Below are 16408 nucleotides of genomic sequence, written 5' to 3'. Positions count from 1 at the left end.
CGGCGCAGCAGACATAGTGCGCCGCACAAGGGAAGCCAATGCCGTGGTTCTACGGTCCTACTCCGCTGGCATGGCCAGCGTCTCGGCCGACGGTTCCTCCGCATCCTGGGGCGCGTCCTTGGCAGCAATGAAGGTGTAGAACATCGGCACCACGAACAGCGTGAAGGCGGTGCCGACGAGAATGCCGGTGAAGATCACCATTCCCATCGCCGAACGCGCCGCCGCACCTGCGCCGGAAGCGATGATCAGCGGCACGACGCCGAGCGACATCGCGGCCGTGGTCATCAGGATCGGGCGCAGGCGGGTCTTTGCGGACGCGATGATCGCGTCGCGCCGGCCGAGCCCGTTCATGTGCCGCTGCTGATTGGCGAACTCGACCAGCAGGATGCCGTGCTTGGTGATGAGGCCGACCAGCGTGATGAGACCCACCTGCGTGTAGATGTTCAGCGTTCCGAGCCCGAGGTTGAGCGGCAGGATGGCGCCGAAGATCGACAGCGGCACCGACATCATGATGATCAGCGGGTCGCGGAAGCTCTCGAACTGCGCGGCGAGCACCAGGTAGATGACGACGACGGCGAGCGCGAAGGCGATGGCGATCGTGTTGCCCTGCTGGCTCTCGAGGCGCGACTGACCGGAATAGTCGATGAAGAAGCCGTCCGGCAGCAGCGGCCGGGCGATGTTCTCGATCGCCGCGAGGCCGTCGCCGGTCGACACGCCAGGCAGCGGCAGAGCCGAGATCGTCGCGGCGTTGAGCTGGTTGAACTGCTCGATCGAGGCCGGCGAGACGTTGGTCGAGACCGAGACGACCGCCGACAGCGGCACCATGTCGCCCGAGACCGACCGGATGAAGAACTGGCCGAGCTTCTCCGGATTGTCGCGATACTCCTGCGGCACCTGCATGATGATGTCGTAGCTGTTCGAGTCGCGGTCGAACTGCGCCACCGCGCCGCCGCCGACGAGCAGGCCGAGCGTCGTGCCGATCTCGCGGATCGGCAGATTGAGCGCGGCCGCGCGATCGCGGTCGATCGTGACCGTCACCTGCGGTGCGTCGAAGGCGAGCGAGTTCTGAACGACGATGAAGCGGCCGGACTTCTGCGCCTCCAGCCGGATCTGCTCGGCCACCTCGTAGACGCGGCTCGGCTCGCCCGTGGAGCGGATGACGACCGAGATCGGCAGACCGCCGCCGGCGCCTGGCAGCGAGGGCGGAGCGAAGACCAGCGCCTGCACGCCCGCCACCTTGGCGAGCTGTGCCTGGATGTCGGCCTGGATCTCCTTCTGCGAGCGGGTGCGCTCGGACCAGTCCTTCAGCGCCCAGACCGAGAAGCCGGAATTGGTCTGGCCGCCGAGGCCGACGATGGAGAAGTTCGCCTTGACCTCCGGGATGTCCTTGGTCAGCTCGCGGATCTGGTCGACATAGAGCTGGGTGTAATCCGTCGTCGCGTAGCGTGGGGCGGTGATGAGCGCGAACAGCGCTCCGGAATCCTCTTCCGGCGCCAGTTCGCTGGAGGTCTTGACGAACATGAAGGCCGTCGCGCCGACCAGGGCGACGACGACCAGGAGCGTCACAGGCCGGTATTTCAGCGAGCCGGAGACGAGACGCTCATAACCGTTGGCGAAGCGGTCGAAGAAGTGGTCGACGGCCTTCTGGAAGCGGCTGTGGTTGCCGGACTTCAGGATGCGGGCCGACATCATCGGCGTGATCGTCAAGGCGACCAGGCCGGAGATGACCACAGCGCCGGCAAGCGTGAAGGCGAACTCGCGGAAGAGCGAGCCGGTCAGGCCGCCGGTGAACATCAGCGGCGCGAAGACGGCGGCGAGCGTGATGGTCATGGCGACGACCGACGTCGTGATCTCGGCCATGCCCTTGAAGGCCGCCTGCATCGGCGTCATGCCATCTTCGATATGGCGGTGGATGTTCTCCAGCACCACGATCGCGTCGTCGACGACGAGGCCGATCGCCAGCACCATTGCGAGCAGCGACAGAAGGTTGATCGAATATCCGGCCACGAACAGGAAGAAGCAGACGCCGACCAGCGACAGCGGGATCGTCACCACCGGCATCAGCACGGAGCGGAACGAGCCGAGGAAGAGGAGGATGACGACGATGACGATGAGCACGGCCTCGCCGATCGTCTTGAACACTTCCTCGATCGAGGCGCTGATGGTCTCCGTCGCATCGTAGACCAGGCTGATCGACATGCCGTCCGGCAGCGAGTTCTGGATCGCCGGCAGCTGTTCTACGACCCCCGCCGACGTGTCGAGCGGGTTGGCGGACGGGGTCGGGAAGATGCCGATGAAGGTGCCTTCCTTGCCGTTGAAGTTGACGCGCGTGTCCTCGCTCGCGGCGGCGAGTTCTACGGTCGCCACCTCGTTCAGGCGCACGACGCCGTCCGCATCCGACTTGAGCGGCAGCTGGCCGAAGGCATCGGCGCTCTGCAGGGTCGACTGGACCGTGATCGAGTTGGAGACGAACTTGTTCTGCGTCTTGCCGGGCGCGGAGAGGAAGTTCGACGAGTTGATCGCCGAGAGCACCTCCGCCGCGGTGACGCCGCGCGAGGCGAGCCGGATCGGGTCGATCCAGACGCGCATCGAATATTCCTTGGCGCCGAGCACCTGCACCTCGGCCACGCCCTCGATGGTCGACATGCGCGGGCGGATGACGCGCTCGATGTATTCGGTCAGCTGCTCGCCGGTCATGTTCGGGTTCTGCATCGCCAGATACATGATGGCGAACTGCTGGCCGGTGCCCTTGACGATGACCGGGTCCTCGGCGTCGGACGGCAGCTGGCCGCGCACCTGGTTGACCTTGGCGATGACCTCGGTGAGCGCGGCGTCGGGATTGGCGCCGAGACGCATCTGGACGGTAACCACGGAAGCCGACGGCCGGCTCTGAGAGGTGACGTAGTCGATGTCCTCCGTGGTCGAGACCGCGGCCGAGATCGGCGCGGTGATGAAGCCCTGGATCAGGTCCGCGCTGGCGCCGGGATAGGTCGTGGTGACGGTGATGACCGTCTCCTCGACCTCCGGATATTCGCGGATCTGCAGGTTGAAGATGCCCTGCGCGCCAAGCAGCAGGATCAGGAAGGCGAGCACCGTCGACAGGACGGGCCGCTTGATGAAGATGTCGGAGAAGCTCATTTCGCGTCTGCCTGTGCGTCGCCGGAGGGCTGCGGCTGGACAGTGTTGTCGACCACGACCGGTCCGCCGTTCGACAGGCGGTTCTGGCCGGCGGTGACGATCTCGTCGCCATCCTTGAGACCTTCAACAATCTCGACCCGCCCGTCGGACCGGCGGCCGAGCTTGACGAAGATCTGCTGCGCGACGAGACTGGGCGCGGCCTGCGCCGGGGTCGGAGCTGGCGTTTCGGCCGCGGGCTTGGCGTCACCTTCCTTCGCTGGCGCCGCGGCCGGCTTGGCGTCGGCCGGGCGGACGGCGTAGACGAAGTCGCCGTAGAGGCTTGTCACCACGGCCGTCTGCGGCACCGCGATGACGTTGTCCTCCTCGGGGAGATCAACACGCACCTGCACGAACTGGCCGGGCGCGAGCTTGCCTTCGGGATTGGCGATCTCGGCACGGATCAGCACCAGGCGCGTGGACGGGTCGACCTTCGGCTCGATGCCGACGATCGCGCCGCGGAACGGCATGTCCGCATCGTTGACGCCAAAGCGCACGGGCTGGCCGATCCTGACCAGGTTCAGGCTCTGTTCGGGAACGGAAAAGTCGGCGCGCAGCACGTCGAGGTTTTGCAGGGTGGCGACCGTCGTTCCCGGGGTGAGATACTGGCCGAGGTCGATCCTCGGGATGCCCATCGTGCCGGCAAAGGGCGCGGTAAGTTGCTTCTGCTCCAGCACGGCTTCGAGCTTGGCGACCTGGGCTGCGGAAGCGGTCGCCGCGGCCTGTGCCTGCTCGACGGTGGTCTCGGAGCCCACGCCGCGCTTCTGCAGCTCGATTGCGCGGTCAAGGTTCTGCTTGTCGAGCGCCGCCTGGGCGCGCTGGGCCGACAGGTCCGCCTGCTGCTGCAAATCGTCAAGCTGTACGAGGAGCGCGCCTTGCTCGACGCGCTGGTTCGAGGCGAACTTGATGTCCTTGACGATGCCGCTGGTCTCGACGGTGAGGTCGACGCCGCGCGAGGCACTGACCGTGCCGATCGCCTGGATGCCAGGCGTCCATTTCGCCGGCTCGATCTTCACGGTGGAAACGGGCGACGGCACGACGGGCATGTTGGCGAAGAACTGCTGGATAGCGTTGTCGCGGAACATGTTGAAGCCGACGATCCCGCCGACCACCAGCACGAGCAGCACGATGGCGATGATGAGACGTTTGATCACGAGGCACTCCGAGAAAGGCGAGCGGGGAACTATGCAGCCGAATGGCTGGACTCCGCAATCTGTTTCACCTATCGTAACTGTACCGTCTGGACGGTATTGTCAATTCATTGTATGTGCAGTGCAGCAAATTCGATGAGGACTCCGAGAGCAAATTCCCGTGAACGAATACTGGCCGCTGCGGCAGAAGTCGCGCGCGAAACCGGTCCGGGAAGCCTGTCTCTCGATGCGGTAGCCCACCGCGCAGGCGTGTCGAAGGGCGGGCTGCTCTACAATTTCCCGAGCAAGGCCAAGCTGATGCAGGCGCTCGTGGCGAGCTATGTGGAGGAGTTCGAGCGCGAACTCGACAAGTCCGTTGCCGGAGGCGAAACGCTGCTGGCTGCCTATCTGCGGCTCAGCATGCTCAAATGCGAGGATGACGAGACCGCATCCTGGATATTCTCCGCCATGGCCGAGGACCCGCATTTCCTTGAGCCCGTGAGGCAGCATCGCCGCCGGCTGCTCGATCGGCTCAAGGCCGAATCGTCCGATCCCGCCGACCTGCTCATCGTCTTCTTCGCCATGGAGGGGCTGCTGAGCATGAAGCTGTTCGACACAACGATCCTCAGCGCGGACGAGCGCGACATGATCCGCGAACGGTTGCCACGCATTGCGAGCGAGCTTCGTTCCTGACACAGAAGTGTCGTCTTCGGCTCGCAAGCTTGACATGACGGAGCGCCTCCGCCACCTGAATGCCGTAGAATCCGGTCGCGGAGACCACACATGACCATCGCCGCCCCGATACCCGCCGCCGGCCAGGCCGGGCCCGCGCCGCGCCGTGCCACCGTCGGCGTGGATGTCGGCGGCGTGACGGTGGGCGGCGGGGCCGCCGTGGTCGTCCAGTCGATGACCAATACGGACACGGCCGACGTCGACGCGACCGTCGCGCAGGTGGCCGCGCTGCATCGCGCCGGCTCGGAACTGGTCCGCATCACCGTCGACCGCGACGAGAGCGCCGCCGCCGTCCCCCGAATTCGCGAGCGGCTGGAGCGCGTCGGCGTGTTCGTGCCGCTGATCGGCGATTTCCACTATATCGGCCACAAGCTGCTGGCCGATCATCCCGCCTGCGCCGAAGCGCTGGCGAAATACCGCATCAATCCCGGCAATGTCGGCTTCAAGGAGAAGAAGGACCGGCAGTTCGGTGCGATCATCGAGACGGCGATCCGCTACGACAAGCCGGTGCGCATCGGCGTGAACTGGGGCTCGCTGGACCAGGAACTGCTGACCCGGCTGATGGACGACAACCAGGCGAACGGCTTTCCGATGACGGCCGATGCAGTGACGCGCGAGGCGATCATCCAGTCGGCGCTGTTCTCGGCCGAGCTTGCCGAGGAGATCGGCCTGCCGCGCTCGAAGATCATCCTCTCGGCCAAGGTCAGCCGCGTGCAGGACCTGATCGCCGTCTACAGGGACCTTGCCGAGAGATCGAACCACGCGCTGCATCTCGGCCTCACCGAGGCTGGCATGGGCACCAAGGGCATCGTCGCCTCGTCGGCCGCGATGGGCATCCTTTTGCAGCAGGGCATCGGCGACACGATCCGCATCTCGCTGACGCCCGAGCCCGGCGGCGACCGCACCCGCGAGGTGCAGGTGGCGCAGGAACTGCTGCAGACGATGGGTTTCCGCCAGTTCGTGCCGATCGTCGCCGCCTGCCCGGGCTGTGGCCGCACGACCTCGACCGTGTTCCAGGAGCTGGCCGAGAAGATCCAGGCCGACCTGCGCAAGAACATGCCGGTCTGGAAGACCAAATATCCGGGCGTGGAAGAACTCAAGGTCGCCGTGATGGGCTGCATCGTCAATGGTCCCGGCGAATCCAAGCATGCCGATATCGGCATCTCGCTACCCGGCACCGGCGAAACGCCGGCGGCCCCCATCTACATCGACGGCAAGAAGGCCGCGACGCTGCGGGGCGCGAACATTGCCGCCGAGTTTGAGGCTATGGTGGCGAGCTACATCGAGCAGCGCTTCGGGCAGGCTCGGAGTGAGGCGGCGGAGCGGATCGGCGCGTAAGTCAGTTTAGCTCGAAGCCGTGCCGTCCTGTCTGATCCTCGACATACCAGACGAAGCACATCGCGGATGATAGGTCGTCTCCACGAGCCTCCGCTTCGACCACTGGCTGGAAGTTGGTTCTTCCTTCGTGCAAGAAATCGAAGCGCTCCCGCAGTTGCATGAAGCGCTCGCGCGCCAGTTGCCCAGAATGCCTGACTTTCTCGGCCCAGTTCGAGCCAACCAACTCGCTCCGTCCGATATCAACATCGACCCAATAGCATTCGCATGTGCCACCATCAGAGAGTCGGAACTGCAACTGCCCGCCCAGGCTTATAAGCGACGCTTTCTCAGCTGCGGCGATTACCATGGGGATATCATCAACCGGCCAAGCGTACTCATTTCCCCTCAGCGAACCGCGCGAGAGGATTTCCGGCGGCAGGAGTCCTTCTGCGAACATAAGGCGACGAGGTCGATCGGTCATGTCAATCCGTATTGCCGATAGCTCGGCCAGCAACATTCTTTAGCTCGTGGGTGGAAACGTTGCAGCCACCTAACTGTGAGAACATCGGAAAAGCCATTGTCGCTACCGTCTTGGATCGCCCGATTGCTTAGGGGACCTGCAACCCTTCTCGTCATCGTTTCCGCGACGGCCCTTGCCCAGGAGCCTGCCAAGCCACCGATCACCATCGACCGCATCTGCGACCTGATCTGGGTCCATGCGCGGGTGAACCGGTTGCCGGAGGATTTCTTCGCGCGGTTGATCTGGAAGGAGAGCCGGTTCGATCCGGGGGCGATCAGCCCGGCGGGGGCGGAGGGCATCGCGCAGTTCATGCCGGGAACCGCCTCGATGCGAGGACTCGCCGATTCCTTCGATCCCGACCTCGCCATTCCGGCAAGCGCAAAGTATCTCGGCGAGCTCAAGGCGAGGTTCGGCAATCTGGGGCTCGCGGCGGCGGCCTACAATTCGGGTGAGACCCGGGTGTCGCGATGGCTGTCCTCCGGCGGGTTCCTGCCGCTCGAGACCGAGAACTATGTGCTCGACATCATGGGCGAACCGGCGGACGTGTTCACCGATCCGGCCTATGCCGGCAAGGTCCAGCCGCTGGATGCCGAGGCGGGATTCGATGTGGCGTGCCGGGCGATGCCGGCGACGATGAGCGCCGTGATCCCGATGGCGAGCGTGCACACCAAGCCGTGGGGCGTCCAGGTTGCCGGCAATTTCCGGCGCGACGCGGCGGTTCGCCAGTTCCAGCGCCTGAAGGGGCGATTCAGCAGCGTGCTCGCGGATCACGAGCCGGTGGTCAGCCGGGTGCGCTCGTCGATCGGGCGACGCGGAATCTATGCGGTCCGCATCGGAGCCGATTCAAGACGGGAGGCGGACGAAATCTGTATCACGCTTCGCACCGCCGGCGGGTCCTGCGTCGTGATGCGGAACCGGTAAGCCCTACAGTTCCAGAGCGGCACGAAGGGCCTTGTACTGTTCGGGGGACGTGTCCGAGAATGCGTCTTCGCGGCTCGCCGGAAGATCGTCATACGAAACCGCCCCCTCGAACTGTTCCGCAGTCAGATCGAAACGCCGTCCATCGATCTGGTTGTAGAAGTGCCAATCGTCCCCGACGCGCGTCTTCAGAAGCTCGCCGCCGAAGACATCCTGCACGACCAGGGCCGAAACGCTGCACTGTCCGAGCGCCGGCCTCTCCACGCTCCACTTGCTCGACGTGTCGGAGGACCATGCCTTCGAAAGCCGTTCACCGAACTCGGGGACCGTTCCAGGCATCCGGCCCTCAGCTCTTGCGCTCGGCGATGAAGGTCGCAGCCTGTTTGAGGGCGGCGGCCTTGGCGCCGAATGGTTCCAGGAGGTCGTGGGCCTGGTCGACCAGGCCCTTCAGCTGTTGCCGCGTCCATTCTGCGCCGTGCAGGGCCGGCAGCGTGCCCTTGCCGGCGGCCGCATCCTTGCCGGTCGCCTTGCCCATGGCGGCGGCGTCGGCGGTGAGGTCGAGCAGGTCGTCGGCGAGCTGGAAGGCGAGCCCGATCGCGGAGCCGAACTCGGCCAGCCGCTCGCGATCGGCGAAGGTGGCGCCGCCGAGGATTGCGCCGGCCTCGCAGGCATAGCGGATCAAGGCGCCGGTCTTCATCGCCTGGAGCCGGATGATGCCGGCCTCGTCGGGCCGGTCCTTCTCAGCCGCGAGATCGAGCGCCTGGCCGCCGGCCATGCCGCCGATGCCGGCCGCGACCGCCAGCCCCTTCACCAGGTCGAGCCGCTGGCGTGGCGAGAGCGGCGGCCGCGCCGCCTCTCCGCTCTCCGTCGCGAGGATGTCGAAGGCGAGCGTCAGCAGGCTGTCGCCGGCAAGGATCGCGGTCGCCTCGTCATAGGCCTTGTGGACGGTGGGCTGGCCGCGGCGCAGGTCGTCGTCGTCCATGGCCGGCAGGTCGTCGTGGATCAGCGAATAGCAGTGGACGCATTCCAGCGCGGCGGCGGCAGCCAGCACGTCCTCGCCGGAGCGACCGAACAGGGCGGCACTCTCGATGACGAGGAACGGCCGCAGCCGCTTGCCGCCATTGAGAACGCCGTGACGCATGGCGGCGAGCAGGCGTTCCGGCCGGACGATCTCGCCGGCTCGCTCGCGCGCGTCGAGCAGACGGCGCAGCTCCTGCTCGACGCGGGCGGCATGACCCGAAAGCCGTTCCTTGAAGCTGGTGACCGGTGCGCTTTCCATGGCGGCGACGCTTGCCGCCATTCCCTGGCGCGGTCAAGCATGGGAAAGCGCGCCGTGAAGCGCGGGGGGTGATTGCCAGCCGCAAGTCGCGCCTTTATGCCGTCTGTAATGGCAAAAGGCACTCCCAGGACGAGCATGCCCGCCGTCGATCCGGAGCCGGACATGGCCGCGGGAAGGGTGAGGGCAGGGCAAGGCAGGCGCGGCTGGGTCAGGCGAATCGTCGTCGGGCTCGTGGTGCTGGCGGCGCTGCCCTTTGTGCTGACCTTTCTCTACATCCTGCCTTTCGTGCATCCCGTCTCGACGCTGATGCTGAAAGATCTGGCGACCTTGCAGGGGTATGATCGGCAATGGGTGTCGCTGGAGGAGGTCGCGCCGCCGCTGCTCCATTCGATCGTGATGTCGGAAGACGGCCAGTTCTGCTCGCATTACGGCGTGGACCTGCGGGAACTTAGCGCGGTGCTGACCGACGCGATGGAAGGCGAACTCACCCGCGGCGCCTCGACCATCACCATGCAGACGGTGAAGAACCTCTTTCTCTGGCACCGGCCGCTGGGGTCGGTGCGCAAGGTGATCGAGCTGCCGCTGGCGGTCTATTTCGACCTCGTGGTGCCGAAGCACCGTATCATGGAAATCTACATAAACATCGCCGAGCTGGGGCCGAACATCTATGGCGCGGAGGCTGCCGCGCAGCACCATTTCGGCAAGTCGGCGAAGAACCTGTCGCGTCGCGAGGCGGCGCTTCTCACGGCCGCGCTGCCAAACCCGATCCTGCGCAATCCGGCGAAGCCCTCGGCCAGCATGCGCCGCATCGCCAATATCATAGAGCGCCGCGCGCGCAACGCCGGCGACTATGTCAGGTGCCTGCAATAGGGCTCAGACGCCGTCGAGGATGACGATCGTCGGCTGGCGGGGAAGATTGGACAGCGACAGCCTGACCGAGCGTTCGGAGCGGAAGTCGGTGGCGAAGCCTTCGCCCATCAGCGAGATGAATTCGCCGATCGGCGTCGCGTGGCGGTGCATCGGCAGGATGACCGAGGAATAGAGCCGCTCTGCGATCCTGCTCATATTGGTCAGCGACTGGGTCATGCCGCCGTCGACCGGTACCATCAGCACGTCGAGCCGGCCGATGGCGGCATAATGCGCGTCGGTGAGGTCGTGGTGCAGGTGGCCGAGATGGCCGATGCAAAGGCCCGCCGCCTCGAAGATGAAGATCGAGTTGCCGTCGATCTCCATGCCGCCTTCCCAGGTGCGAATGTCGGTCGGCACGTTGCGGACGTAGAGATCGCCGACCACGACGCGGTGTCGGGCCGGCTCGCCGCCCTCGGCCCAGCCGTTGAGCGGGTATTCGATCGATGGGTCGGGCGTGCGGGTGAAATGGCCGGAATGGGCCTTGTTCATGGTAACGACGCGCGGCATCGGGTCGACCGGATAGCGGCCGGAATAGTCCGTGGCGACACGCACGCCACCGGGCGTGTCGATCAGGTAGGTGGAATGGCCGACATAGGTGATGGTCACCTCGCCCTTCGCCACGTCGGCCTGCGCGATCTGCGGCGTGAAGTTGGCATAGACGACGTTCGGCAGCGACTGTGCCATCGCGATGCAGGACGAGGGGACGGGATCCTCCTGCTGGGCGCGGGAGGCCACCGTGAAGGCTCCCAGCAGTGCTGCGGCCACGATTGCCAGGCGGAAGCGGCGCATGTCTGGCCTCCCGGTTCGTCTGACCGAGAGTATCGTCAAGCTGGCGCGGATCGTATCATCACGATTGCGCGAGATGGGGCGGGAAAGAGCGGTTCTGGACGAAAGCGAGGCTTCTGGTGTAAGGCAGCCCACCAAATCCAACCATTGCAGGACCTGAAGGGCTCATGGCCGGTCATTCCCAGTTCAAGAACATCATGCATCGCAAGGGTCGCCAGGACGCGATGCGTTCCAAGGCTTTTTCCAAGCTCGCGCGCGAAATTACCGTGGCGGCCAAGATGGGCGCGCCCGACCCGAACTTCAATCCGCGCCTGCGGCTCGCGATCCAGAACGCCAAGGCCGAGTCGATGCCGAAGGACAACATCCAGCGCGCCATCAACAAGGCCGCCGGTGGCGACGCGGAGAACTATGACGAGGTGCGCTACGAGGGCTACGGGCCGGGCGGCGTCGCCGTCATCGTCGAGGCGCTGACCGACAACCGCAACCGCACCGCCTCCAACGTCCGCGCCTGCTTCACCAAGGCCGGCGGGGCGCTCGGCGAAACCGGCTCGGTGTCGTTCATGTGGGACCGTGTCGGCGAGATCGTCTACCCGGCCTCCGCGGCATCGGCGGACAAAGCGATGGACGCGGCGATCGAGGCGGGCGCCGACGACGTGCAGTCGGACGAGGAGAGCCACGTCATCATCTGCGCCTTCGAGAGCATCGGCGACGTGTCCTCCGCGCTCGAAGCGTCGCTCGGCGAGGCCCAGTCGGTGAAGACGATCTGGAAGCCGCAGAACAACATCCCGGTCGACGAAGAGCGCGCTCAGTCGCTGATGAAGCTGGTGGCAGCCCTTGAGGACGACGACGACGTGCAGAACGTCTACGCCAATTTCGAGGTCGACGACGCCACGCTTGCCAAGCTCAGCGCGGCGTGAGCGATAAACCTTCCATCCGCATCATCTACTGCACCCAGTGCAACTGGATGCTGCGCGCCGCCTGGATGGCGCAGGAGCTGCTCTTCAGCTTCGGCGCGGATCTCGGCGAGGTGACGCTGGTGCCGGGCACCGGCGGAATCTACGAGGTCCACTGCGACGGCGAGCTGATCTGGGAGCGCAAGCGCGACGGCGGCTTTCCGGAAGCCGCGGAGCTCAAGCGGCGCCTTCGCGACAGGGTGTGGCCGGAGAAACAGCTCGGGCATCTCGACAAGAAGCCCTGACATGAAAAAACCCCGCCGGAGCGGGGTTTTTTCATGTCCAACGCTACCGTCAGGCTTAGATGCCGAGGTTGGCGAACTTGCTCTTGAACTTGGTGACGCGGCCGCCGCGGTCCAGGAGGTTCTGGTTGCCGCCGGTCCAGGCCGGGTGCGTCGTCGGGTCGATGTCGAGGTTCATCGTGTCCCCTTCCTTGCCCCAGGTGGAGCGGGTCAGGTACTCGGTGCCGTCGGTCATCACGATCTTGATCGTGTGGTAGTCGGGATGGATCTTGTCTTTCATCGGTCTCGTCCTGAACAGCGGTGCGGCGATGCGCCCGGTCTCTAAAGCTTGAAGCCGCGGCCATGGACGGCTACGGCTTCGAAAACGGTCGGCGTGCCCTATACAGCACGACCCCGAGAAGCACAAGTCCGCCCAGCCGACAATACGGCACGTGCCCATTATGCGTCTGTGAGTATAAGGCATGATCGTTTGGCGCCGGAAGAGCGCCAAGGCCGAATTGATTTCCGTCAAGGCTTCGCGATGCCGAAATGGACGATTAGGTTCGTCCGAACCGTTGATGAGAACAGATCCCGGACCGACGGGACGAGGACCGCAGAGCGATGGCCGAAGATAAACCAATCCAGGAAGAACCAAGGCGCGGCTCGCTCAGGCCGCTGGCGCGGCTGTTCCCCTATCTCGGCCGGTACAAGGGCATGGTCGCGGCATCGGTCTTCTTCCTCATGCTTGCCGCCGCCATGACGCTGACCCTGCCGCTCGCGGTGCGCCGGATGGTGGACCACGGCTTCACCGGCGGCGATTCCACCTTCATCGCCAATTATTTCAGTATGCTCGTGGTCATCGCCGCGGTGCTCGCGCTGGCATCCGCCTGCCGGTATTATTTCGTCATCACACTCGGCGAACGTGTCGTGTCCGACATACGCCGCGACGTCTTCGCTCATGTCACGACGCTTTCGCCCGCCTTCTTCGATCGGTCGCAATCGGGCGAGATCGTCTCGCGGCTGACTGCCGACACGACCCAGATCAAGTCCGCCGTCGGCGCGACGTCCTCGGTGGCGTTGCGCAACGCCATCATGGGGCTCGGCGCGGTCGGAATGATGGTCGTCACCAGTCCGAAGCTTTCCGGCCTCGTCATCACCGCGATCCCGGTGATCGTGTTGCCGCTCGTCGCCTTCGGCCGATCGGTGAGGCGCAAGTCGCGGCTGGCGCAGGATACGCTCGCGCGGGCGACCGCCTATGCCAGCGAGCAGATCGGCGCGCCGCGCACGATGCAGGCCTTCACTGCGGAACCGATCGTCGTCTCCCGCTTCGAGCGCGCGGTCAACGCAGCGTTCGACGCGGCCAGGTCGTCGGTCTTCGCCCGCTCGATCCTCACCTTCTTCGCGATTTTCACTATCTTCGCTTCGGTCGTGGCCGTGCTCTGGTTCGGTTCACGCGACGTGCTCGACGGCACGATGTCGGCCGGCACGCTCGGCCAGTTCCTGCTCTATTCGGTGTTCGCGGCCGGCGCGTTGGGTGCGCTGTCGGAAGTATGGGGCGAGCTCAGCCAGGCAGCGGGCGCCGCCGAACGGCTGACCGAGATCCTTGCCGAGGAGCCGGAGATCGCGGCGCCGGCCGATCCGAAGGCGCTTCCCTCGCCGGCGCTCGGCCGCGTGTCCTTCGAGGACGTCTCCTTCGCCTATCCGGGGCGTCGTGACATGCCGTCGCTTACCTCGGTCTCCTTCACGGTCGAGCCGGGCGAGACGGTCGCGATCGTCGGTCCGTCCGGCGCCGGCAAGAGCACCGTCTTCTCGCTCATCCTGCGCTTCTACGACCCGCAGACGGGCAGGATCCGCGTCGACGGCGTCGACATCAGCGAGGCCGACCCGCAGGAATTGCGCCGGCGAATCGCCATTGTGCCGCAGGACGTGACCATCTTCGCCGCCTCGGTGCGCGACAACATCGCCTTCGGTCGCCCCGAGGCCAACCAGATCGACATCGAGCGGGCGGCGCATGATGCGCTGGCGTCCGAGTTTATCGACAAGCTCGGCGCCGGCTACCAGACGGTCGTCGGCGAGCGTGGCGTGACGCTGTCTGGCGGCCAGCGCCAGCGCATCGCGATCGCACGAGCGATCCTCCGCGACGCCCCGATCCTGCTACTCGACGAGGCCACCTCCGCGCTCGATGCGGAAAGCGAGACGCTGGTGCAGACCGCGCTGGAACGGCTGATGAAGGGCCGCACCACGCTGGTCATTGCGCACCGGCTGGCGACCGTTCTCAAGGCCGACCGAATCCTCGTGCTCGATGGTGGCGAGATCGTCGAGGAAGGCACGCACGCCTCGCTGGTCGCCAAGGGCGGCGTCTACGCGCGCCTGGCGCGGCTGCAGTTCGAGACGGGCGCCAGCGCGTTCAGGAGCGCGGCGGAGTAAGCTATTCGCCCGGCTTTGCGACGTAGGTGAAGTCGAAGGTCCATTTCGAGTTTGCCCAGAAGTCGTCCAGTCGCTTCGAGTATCTGGACAGATAGGCGGGTGAGACCTGGTCCGTGAAGGTCATGAACGTCCAGATGACCTGGAAGCTGGTATCGGTCGCCTTGGTAACGGCCGTGAGTGCTGCGAAGGGCGCAACATCCTGGGCCGAATTTTCCGGTGCCCTGAAACGCGCCTTCAGGTTGCGTACGAGTGTGGTATGTTGCTTGAACACGGGCTGTCCGATCCAGACCGGCGCGACGCGGTCGACGCTGCTCGGCGTCGGAAAGTCGCCGAGCGCAATGTCGGCCTTGAGAGGGAACTCCTTGATGAGGCCATCGGCCTTCAACTTGGCTGCGCTGAGCTCATAGCGCTCGACAACCTTCACGATGTTGGCGTCGCGGTCGTCGCTGATGTCCAGGGCGGCGACGCGGCTTATGCCCGGATAGAGCCCGTCGTAATATTTGAGGTAGTTGTTCGACAGCTTGGCCGGCGATTCATTCATCAGCTTGTAACGCATCCAATCGGCGGAATCCGCCCGATACGTGGTCTCGACACGCAGCGTCATCGGTTCGTCGGCGCGGGGCATGTCGAAGGTTTCCAGGACACTTGACGTCGGTTCGACCAACCGTGGCCTGGGGATAGGCTCAAGGGCGGCCGTGTCGTCGGTCAAGGGCAGAGCATAGGCGAACTGCGGGACGACGATCGTGTCGGCGCGTCCGCCTTGCAGATAGTTCGTCGGATCGATCCAATAGGGTCTTCCGTCGATTCTCGCCCGCACGATGGCGTGGTTGAATACTGACACAGCCGGCAAACGTTGCAGCAATGCTGCCCCTTCGAAGGAATGGGTGAGCGCCACATCGGCTTCGATACCGAGCGAGCGCAGTGCGATCGCAAGCAACAGCGATTTGTCCTTGCAGTCGCCAAAGCCGCTCGCGATCACTTCCTCCGGGCTGCGCGGAATGTAGGTGCCGGTGCCGATCGAAAGGCTGACGTAGCGGATATCGTCCTGCACGATACGCATCGCCTCGATGAGCCGGTCCTGAGCCGAGGCGTAGCGGCTGGCGATCGACGCGATCTTTGTCTTGAAGGTCTCTGGAAGTGTCCGGTTCAGTTGGTAATGCGGACGCACTGCGGCGACAATGTCGGCCCAATCTCGAGTCGATGAGATTTCAATGCGCCCCTGTACGGGAAAGTCCGCTGGTGCATTGGGTTGATCGTTAATCGGCTCGGGATTGATAACGTCCCAGACGAGAGCCTTGATGCCGCCTTCGGTCACAAGATCAGCTTGAAGCTCGGTCTCGCGGGACGTGTAGACGAGTTCCCTTCCGGGTGGCGTAAACGCCTTCACACGAAAGCGGCCCACGGGCACCGTCCATTCCACCTCGAACGCCGCGTAAAAGAGGTGTTTGCCGACCGCCGGACTGTGCCTGGACGTGCTTGCCCAGTCGATGACGTCGCCGACGCGGACATCGTCCAGGTTGATGTATGCCGTCAGCCGGCCGTCGAACACGCCGCGCTCCGCGTCCGGTTCCCGCCGCGCGGTCTGGATCCTGGCGACCTGGCGCTGGTCGATGATCTCGCCGTCCCGGATGATGTTAAGCCGATTGAGCGTAACGATCTCTGCTTCCGGGTCGAACTCGAGACTGATGGAGGCGGCGCTTTCCAGACCGGTGCGGTCGACGATCTTATAGGAAATGCGGTGATAGGTTTCCCAGCCGCCTTCAGTCGGCTGGATCTGATATTCCGACAGCAGGTAATGCAGTCCGCCCTGGATCCTGTCGGCATAGAGCGGATCACGTGCTGGTACATCCAGTATCTCGACCCATGGCGCCTCGGGACCACGCGCGACGCTGCTGTCAGCGATCGCGGACTGCGACAGGGCGAGGGCCACAAGCAACCCGACGAAGCATATAGCTCGTTGCACTTGCTTCATGTGTGCTGACCGCCCCTCCCCAAGTAAGAGTCAGCCTAGCCGCCCTTTGCTCTAGTCTCAACTATCGACT

At 64.9% G+C, this 16408-nt stretch carries 15 protein-coding genes; 7 read left to right on the top strand and 8 right to left on the bottom strand.

Going from position 1 to position 16408, the window contains the following annotated elements; translation table 11 throughout:
- Nucleotides 1–57: 57 nt before the first annotated feature.
- Both B9Z03_RS28775 and B9Z03_RS28770 read right to left on the bottom strand, forming a co-directional pair.
- Nucleotides 58–3138, bottom strand: coding sequence for an efflux RND transporter permease subunit (locus B9Z03_RS28775; protein WP_085467391.1), 3081 nt, complete (start codon nt 3136–3138; stop codon nt 58–60).
- Entirely contained in the window at nt 3135–4328 is a 1194-nt protein-coding gene (locus B9Z03_RS28770) for an efflux RND transporter periplasmic adaptor subunit (RefSeq protein WP_244561875.1), read from the bottom strand. Before B9Z03_RS28770 ends, B9Z03_RS28775 begins: the two co-directional genes overlap by 4 nt.
- Nucleotides 4329–4460: 132 nt before the next feature.
- Here B9Z03_RS28770 and B9Z03_RS28765 point away from each other — a divergent pair, with 132 nt between their 5' ends.
- Both B9Z03_RS28765 and ispG read left to right on the top strand, forming a co-directional pair.
- Entirely contained in the window at nt 4461–4997 is a 537-nt protein-coding gene (locus tag B9Z03_RS28765; RefSeq protein ID WP_085467390.1) for a TetR/AcrR family transcriptional regulator, read from the top strand.
- A 90-nt stretch (nt 4998–5087) separates the two neighbouring features.
- Entirely contained in the window at nt 5088–6374 is a 1287-nt protein-coding gene (gene ispG / locus B9Z03_RS28760) for a flavodoxin-dependent (E)-4-hydroxy-3-methylbut-2-enyl-diphosphate synthase (RefSeq protein WP_085467389.1), read from the top strand.
- Between the two features lies 1 nt (nt 6375).
- Here ispG and B9Z03_RS28755 read toward each other — a convergent pair whose 3' ends face one another.
- Nucleotides 6376–6870, bottom strand: a complete 495-nt coding sequence (locus tag B9Z03_RS28755) for a hypothetical protein (RefSeq protein ID WP_085467388.1) — start codon at nt 6868–6870, stop codon at nt 6376–6378.
- A 117-nt stretch (nt 6871–6987) separates the two neighbouring features.
- Here B9Z03_RS28755 and B9Z03_RS28750 point away from each other — a divergent pair, with 117 nt between their 5' ends.
- Nucleotides 6988–7794 carry a lytic transglycosylase domain-containing protein gene (locus B9Z03_RS28750; RefSeq protein ID WP_244561946.1) on the top strand — a complete coding sequence of 269 codons (807 nt, stop codon included), beginning with the start codon at nt 6988–6990 and terminating at the stop codon, nt 7792–7794.
- Nucleotides 7795–7797: 3 nt separating this feature from the next.
- Here B9Z03_RS28750 and B9Z03_RS28745 read toward each other — a convergent pair whose 3' ends face one another.
- Complete coding sequence (locus B9Z03_RS28745; protein WP_085467387.1) at nt 7798–8130, bottom strand: YunG family protein; 333 nt, start codon at nt 8128–8130, stop codon at nt 7798–7800.
- Nucleotides 8131–8137: 7 nt separating this feature from the next.
- Nucleotides 8138–9070, bottom strand: a complete 933-nt coding sequence (locus tag B9Z03_RS28740; RefSeq protein WP_085467909.1) for a polyprenyl synthetase family protein — start codon at nt 9068–9070, stop codon at nt 8138–8140.
- A gap of 162 nt (nt 9071–9232) precedes the next feature.
- Between B9Z03_RS28740 and B9Z03_RS28735 the strand changes: the two genes are divergently transcribed.
- Nucleotides 9233–9940, top strand: a complete 708-nt coding sequence (locus B9Z03_RS28735; protein ID WP_244561874.1) for a biosynthetic peptidoglycan transglycosylase — start codon at nt 9233–9235, stop codon at nt 9938–9940.
- A gap of 3 nt (nt 9941–9943) precedes the next feature.
- On the opposite strand, the gene B9Z03_RS28730 is transcribed toward B9Z03_RS28735, so the two are convergent.
- Complete coding sequence (locus B9Z03_RS28730; RefSeq protein WP_085467385.1) at nt 9944–10768, bottom strand: MBL fold metallo-hydrolase; 825 nt, start codon at nt 10766–10768, stop codon at nt 9944–9946.
- Nucleotides 10769–10932: 164 nt separating this feature from the next.
- Between B9Z03_RS28730 and B9Z03_RS28725 the strand changes: the two genes are divergently transcribed.
- Both B9Z03_RS28725 and B9Z03_RS28720 read left to right on the top strand, forming a co-directional pair.
- The gene (locus B9Z03_RS28725; RefSeq protein WP_085467384.1) at nt 10933–11682 is read left to right on the top strand and encodes a YebC/PmpR family DNA-binding transcriptional regulator; all 750 of its coding nucleotides are present in this window, start codon (nt 10933–10935) and stop codon (nt 11680–11682) included.
- A complete protein-coding gene (locus tag B9Z03_RS28720) occupies nt 11679–11963 on the top strand; it encodes an Rdx family protein (RefSeq protein ID WP_085467383.1) in 285 nt (94 codons plus the stop codon). The genes B9Z03_RS28725 and B9Z03_RS28720 overlap by 4 nt, the downstream gene beginning before the upstream one ends.
- Nucleotides 11964–12018: 55 nt before the next feature.
- Here the strand turns inward: B9Z03_RS28720 and rpmE are convergent, their stop codons facing one another.
- Nucleotides 12019–12240 carry a 50S ribosomal protein L31 gene (rpmE, locus tag B9Z03_RS28715; RefSeq protein ID WP_085467382.1) on the bottom strand — a complete coding sequence of 74 codons (222 nt, stop codon included), beginning with the start codon at nt 12238–12240 and terminating at the stop codon, nt 12019–12021.
- Nucleotides 12241–12560: 320 nt separating this feature from the next.
- On the opposite strand from rpmE, the gene B9Z03_RS28710 reads away from it, so the two are divergent.
- Entirely contained in the window at nt 12561–14366 is a 1806-nt protein-coding gene (locus B9Z03_RS28710) for an ABC transporter transmembrane domain-containing protein (protein WP_085467381.1), read from the top strand.
- A 1-nt stretch (nt 14367) separates the two neighbouring features.
- On the opposite strand, the gene B9Z03_RS28705 is transcribed toward B9Z03_RS28710, so the two are convergent.
- Nucleotides 14368–16338, bottom strand: a complete 1971-nt coding sequence (locus B9Z03_RS28705; RefSeq protein WP_085467380.1) for a DUF3857 domain-containing transglutaminase family protein — start codon at nt 16336–16338, stop codon at nt 14368–14370.
- Nucleotides 16339–16408: the final 70 nt, after the last annotated feature.

This window comes from Mesorhizobium australicum (assembly GCF_900177325.1).
In the GTDB taxonomy this organism is placed as follows: Bacteria; Pseudomonadota; Alphaproteobacteria; order Rhizobiales; family Rhizobiaceae; genus Mesorhizobium_A; species Mesorhizobium_A australicum_A.
Note: the sequence above shows the minus strand (reverse complement) of the source record. Positions and strands in the feature narration are given on the sequence as shown.

Coding starts and splice junctions, on each gene's coding strand:
- B9Z03_RS28775 (WP_085467391.1), bottom strand. CDS start 3,138: ATGAGCTTCTCCGACATCTTCATCAAGCGGCCCGTCCTGTCGACGGTG.
- B9Z03_RS28765 (WP_085467390.1), top strand. CDS start 4,461: ATGAGGACTCCGAGAGCAAATTCCCGTGAACGAATACTGGCCGCTGCG.
- ispG (WP_085467389.1), top strand. CDS start 5,088: ATGACCATCGCCGCCCCGATACCCGCCGCCGGCCAGGCCGGGCCCGCG.
- B9Z03_RS28755 (WP_085467388.1), bottom strand. CDS start 6,870: ATGTTGCTGGCCGAGCTATCGGCAATACGGATTGACATGACCGATCGA.
- B9Z03_RS28745 (WP_085467387.1), bottom strand. CDS start 8,130: ATGCCTGGAACGGTCCCCGAGTTCGGTGAACGGCTTTCGAAGGCATGG.
- B9Z03_RS28740 (WP_085467909.1), bottom strand. CDS start 9,070: ATGGAAAGCGCACCGGTCACCAGCTTCAAGGAACGGCTTTCGGGTCAT.
- B9Z03_RS28735 (WP_244561874.1), top strand. CDS start 9,233: ATGGCCGCGGGAAGGGTGAGGGCAGGGCAAGGCAGGCGCGGCTGGGTC.
- B9Z03_RS28730 (WP_085467385.1), bottom strand. CDS start 10,768: ATGCGCCGCTTCCGCCTGGCAATCGTGGCCGCAGCACTGCTGGGAGCC.
- B9Z03_RS28725 (WP_085467384.1), top strand. CDS start 10,933: ATGGCCGGTCATTCCCAGTTCAAGAACATCATGCATCGCAAGGGTCGC.
- rpmE (WP_085467382.1), bottom strand. CDS start 12,240: ATGAAAGACAAGATCCATCCCGACTACCACACGATCAAGATCGTGATG.
- B9Z03_RS28710 (WP_085467381.1), top strand. CDS start 12,561: ATGGCCGAAGATAAACCAATCCAGGAAGAACCAAGGCGCGGCTCGCTC.
- B9Z03_RS28705 (WP_085467380.1), bottom strand. CDS start 16,338: ATGAAGCAAGTGCAACGAGCTATATGCTTCGTCGGGTTGCTTGTGGCC.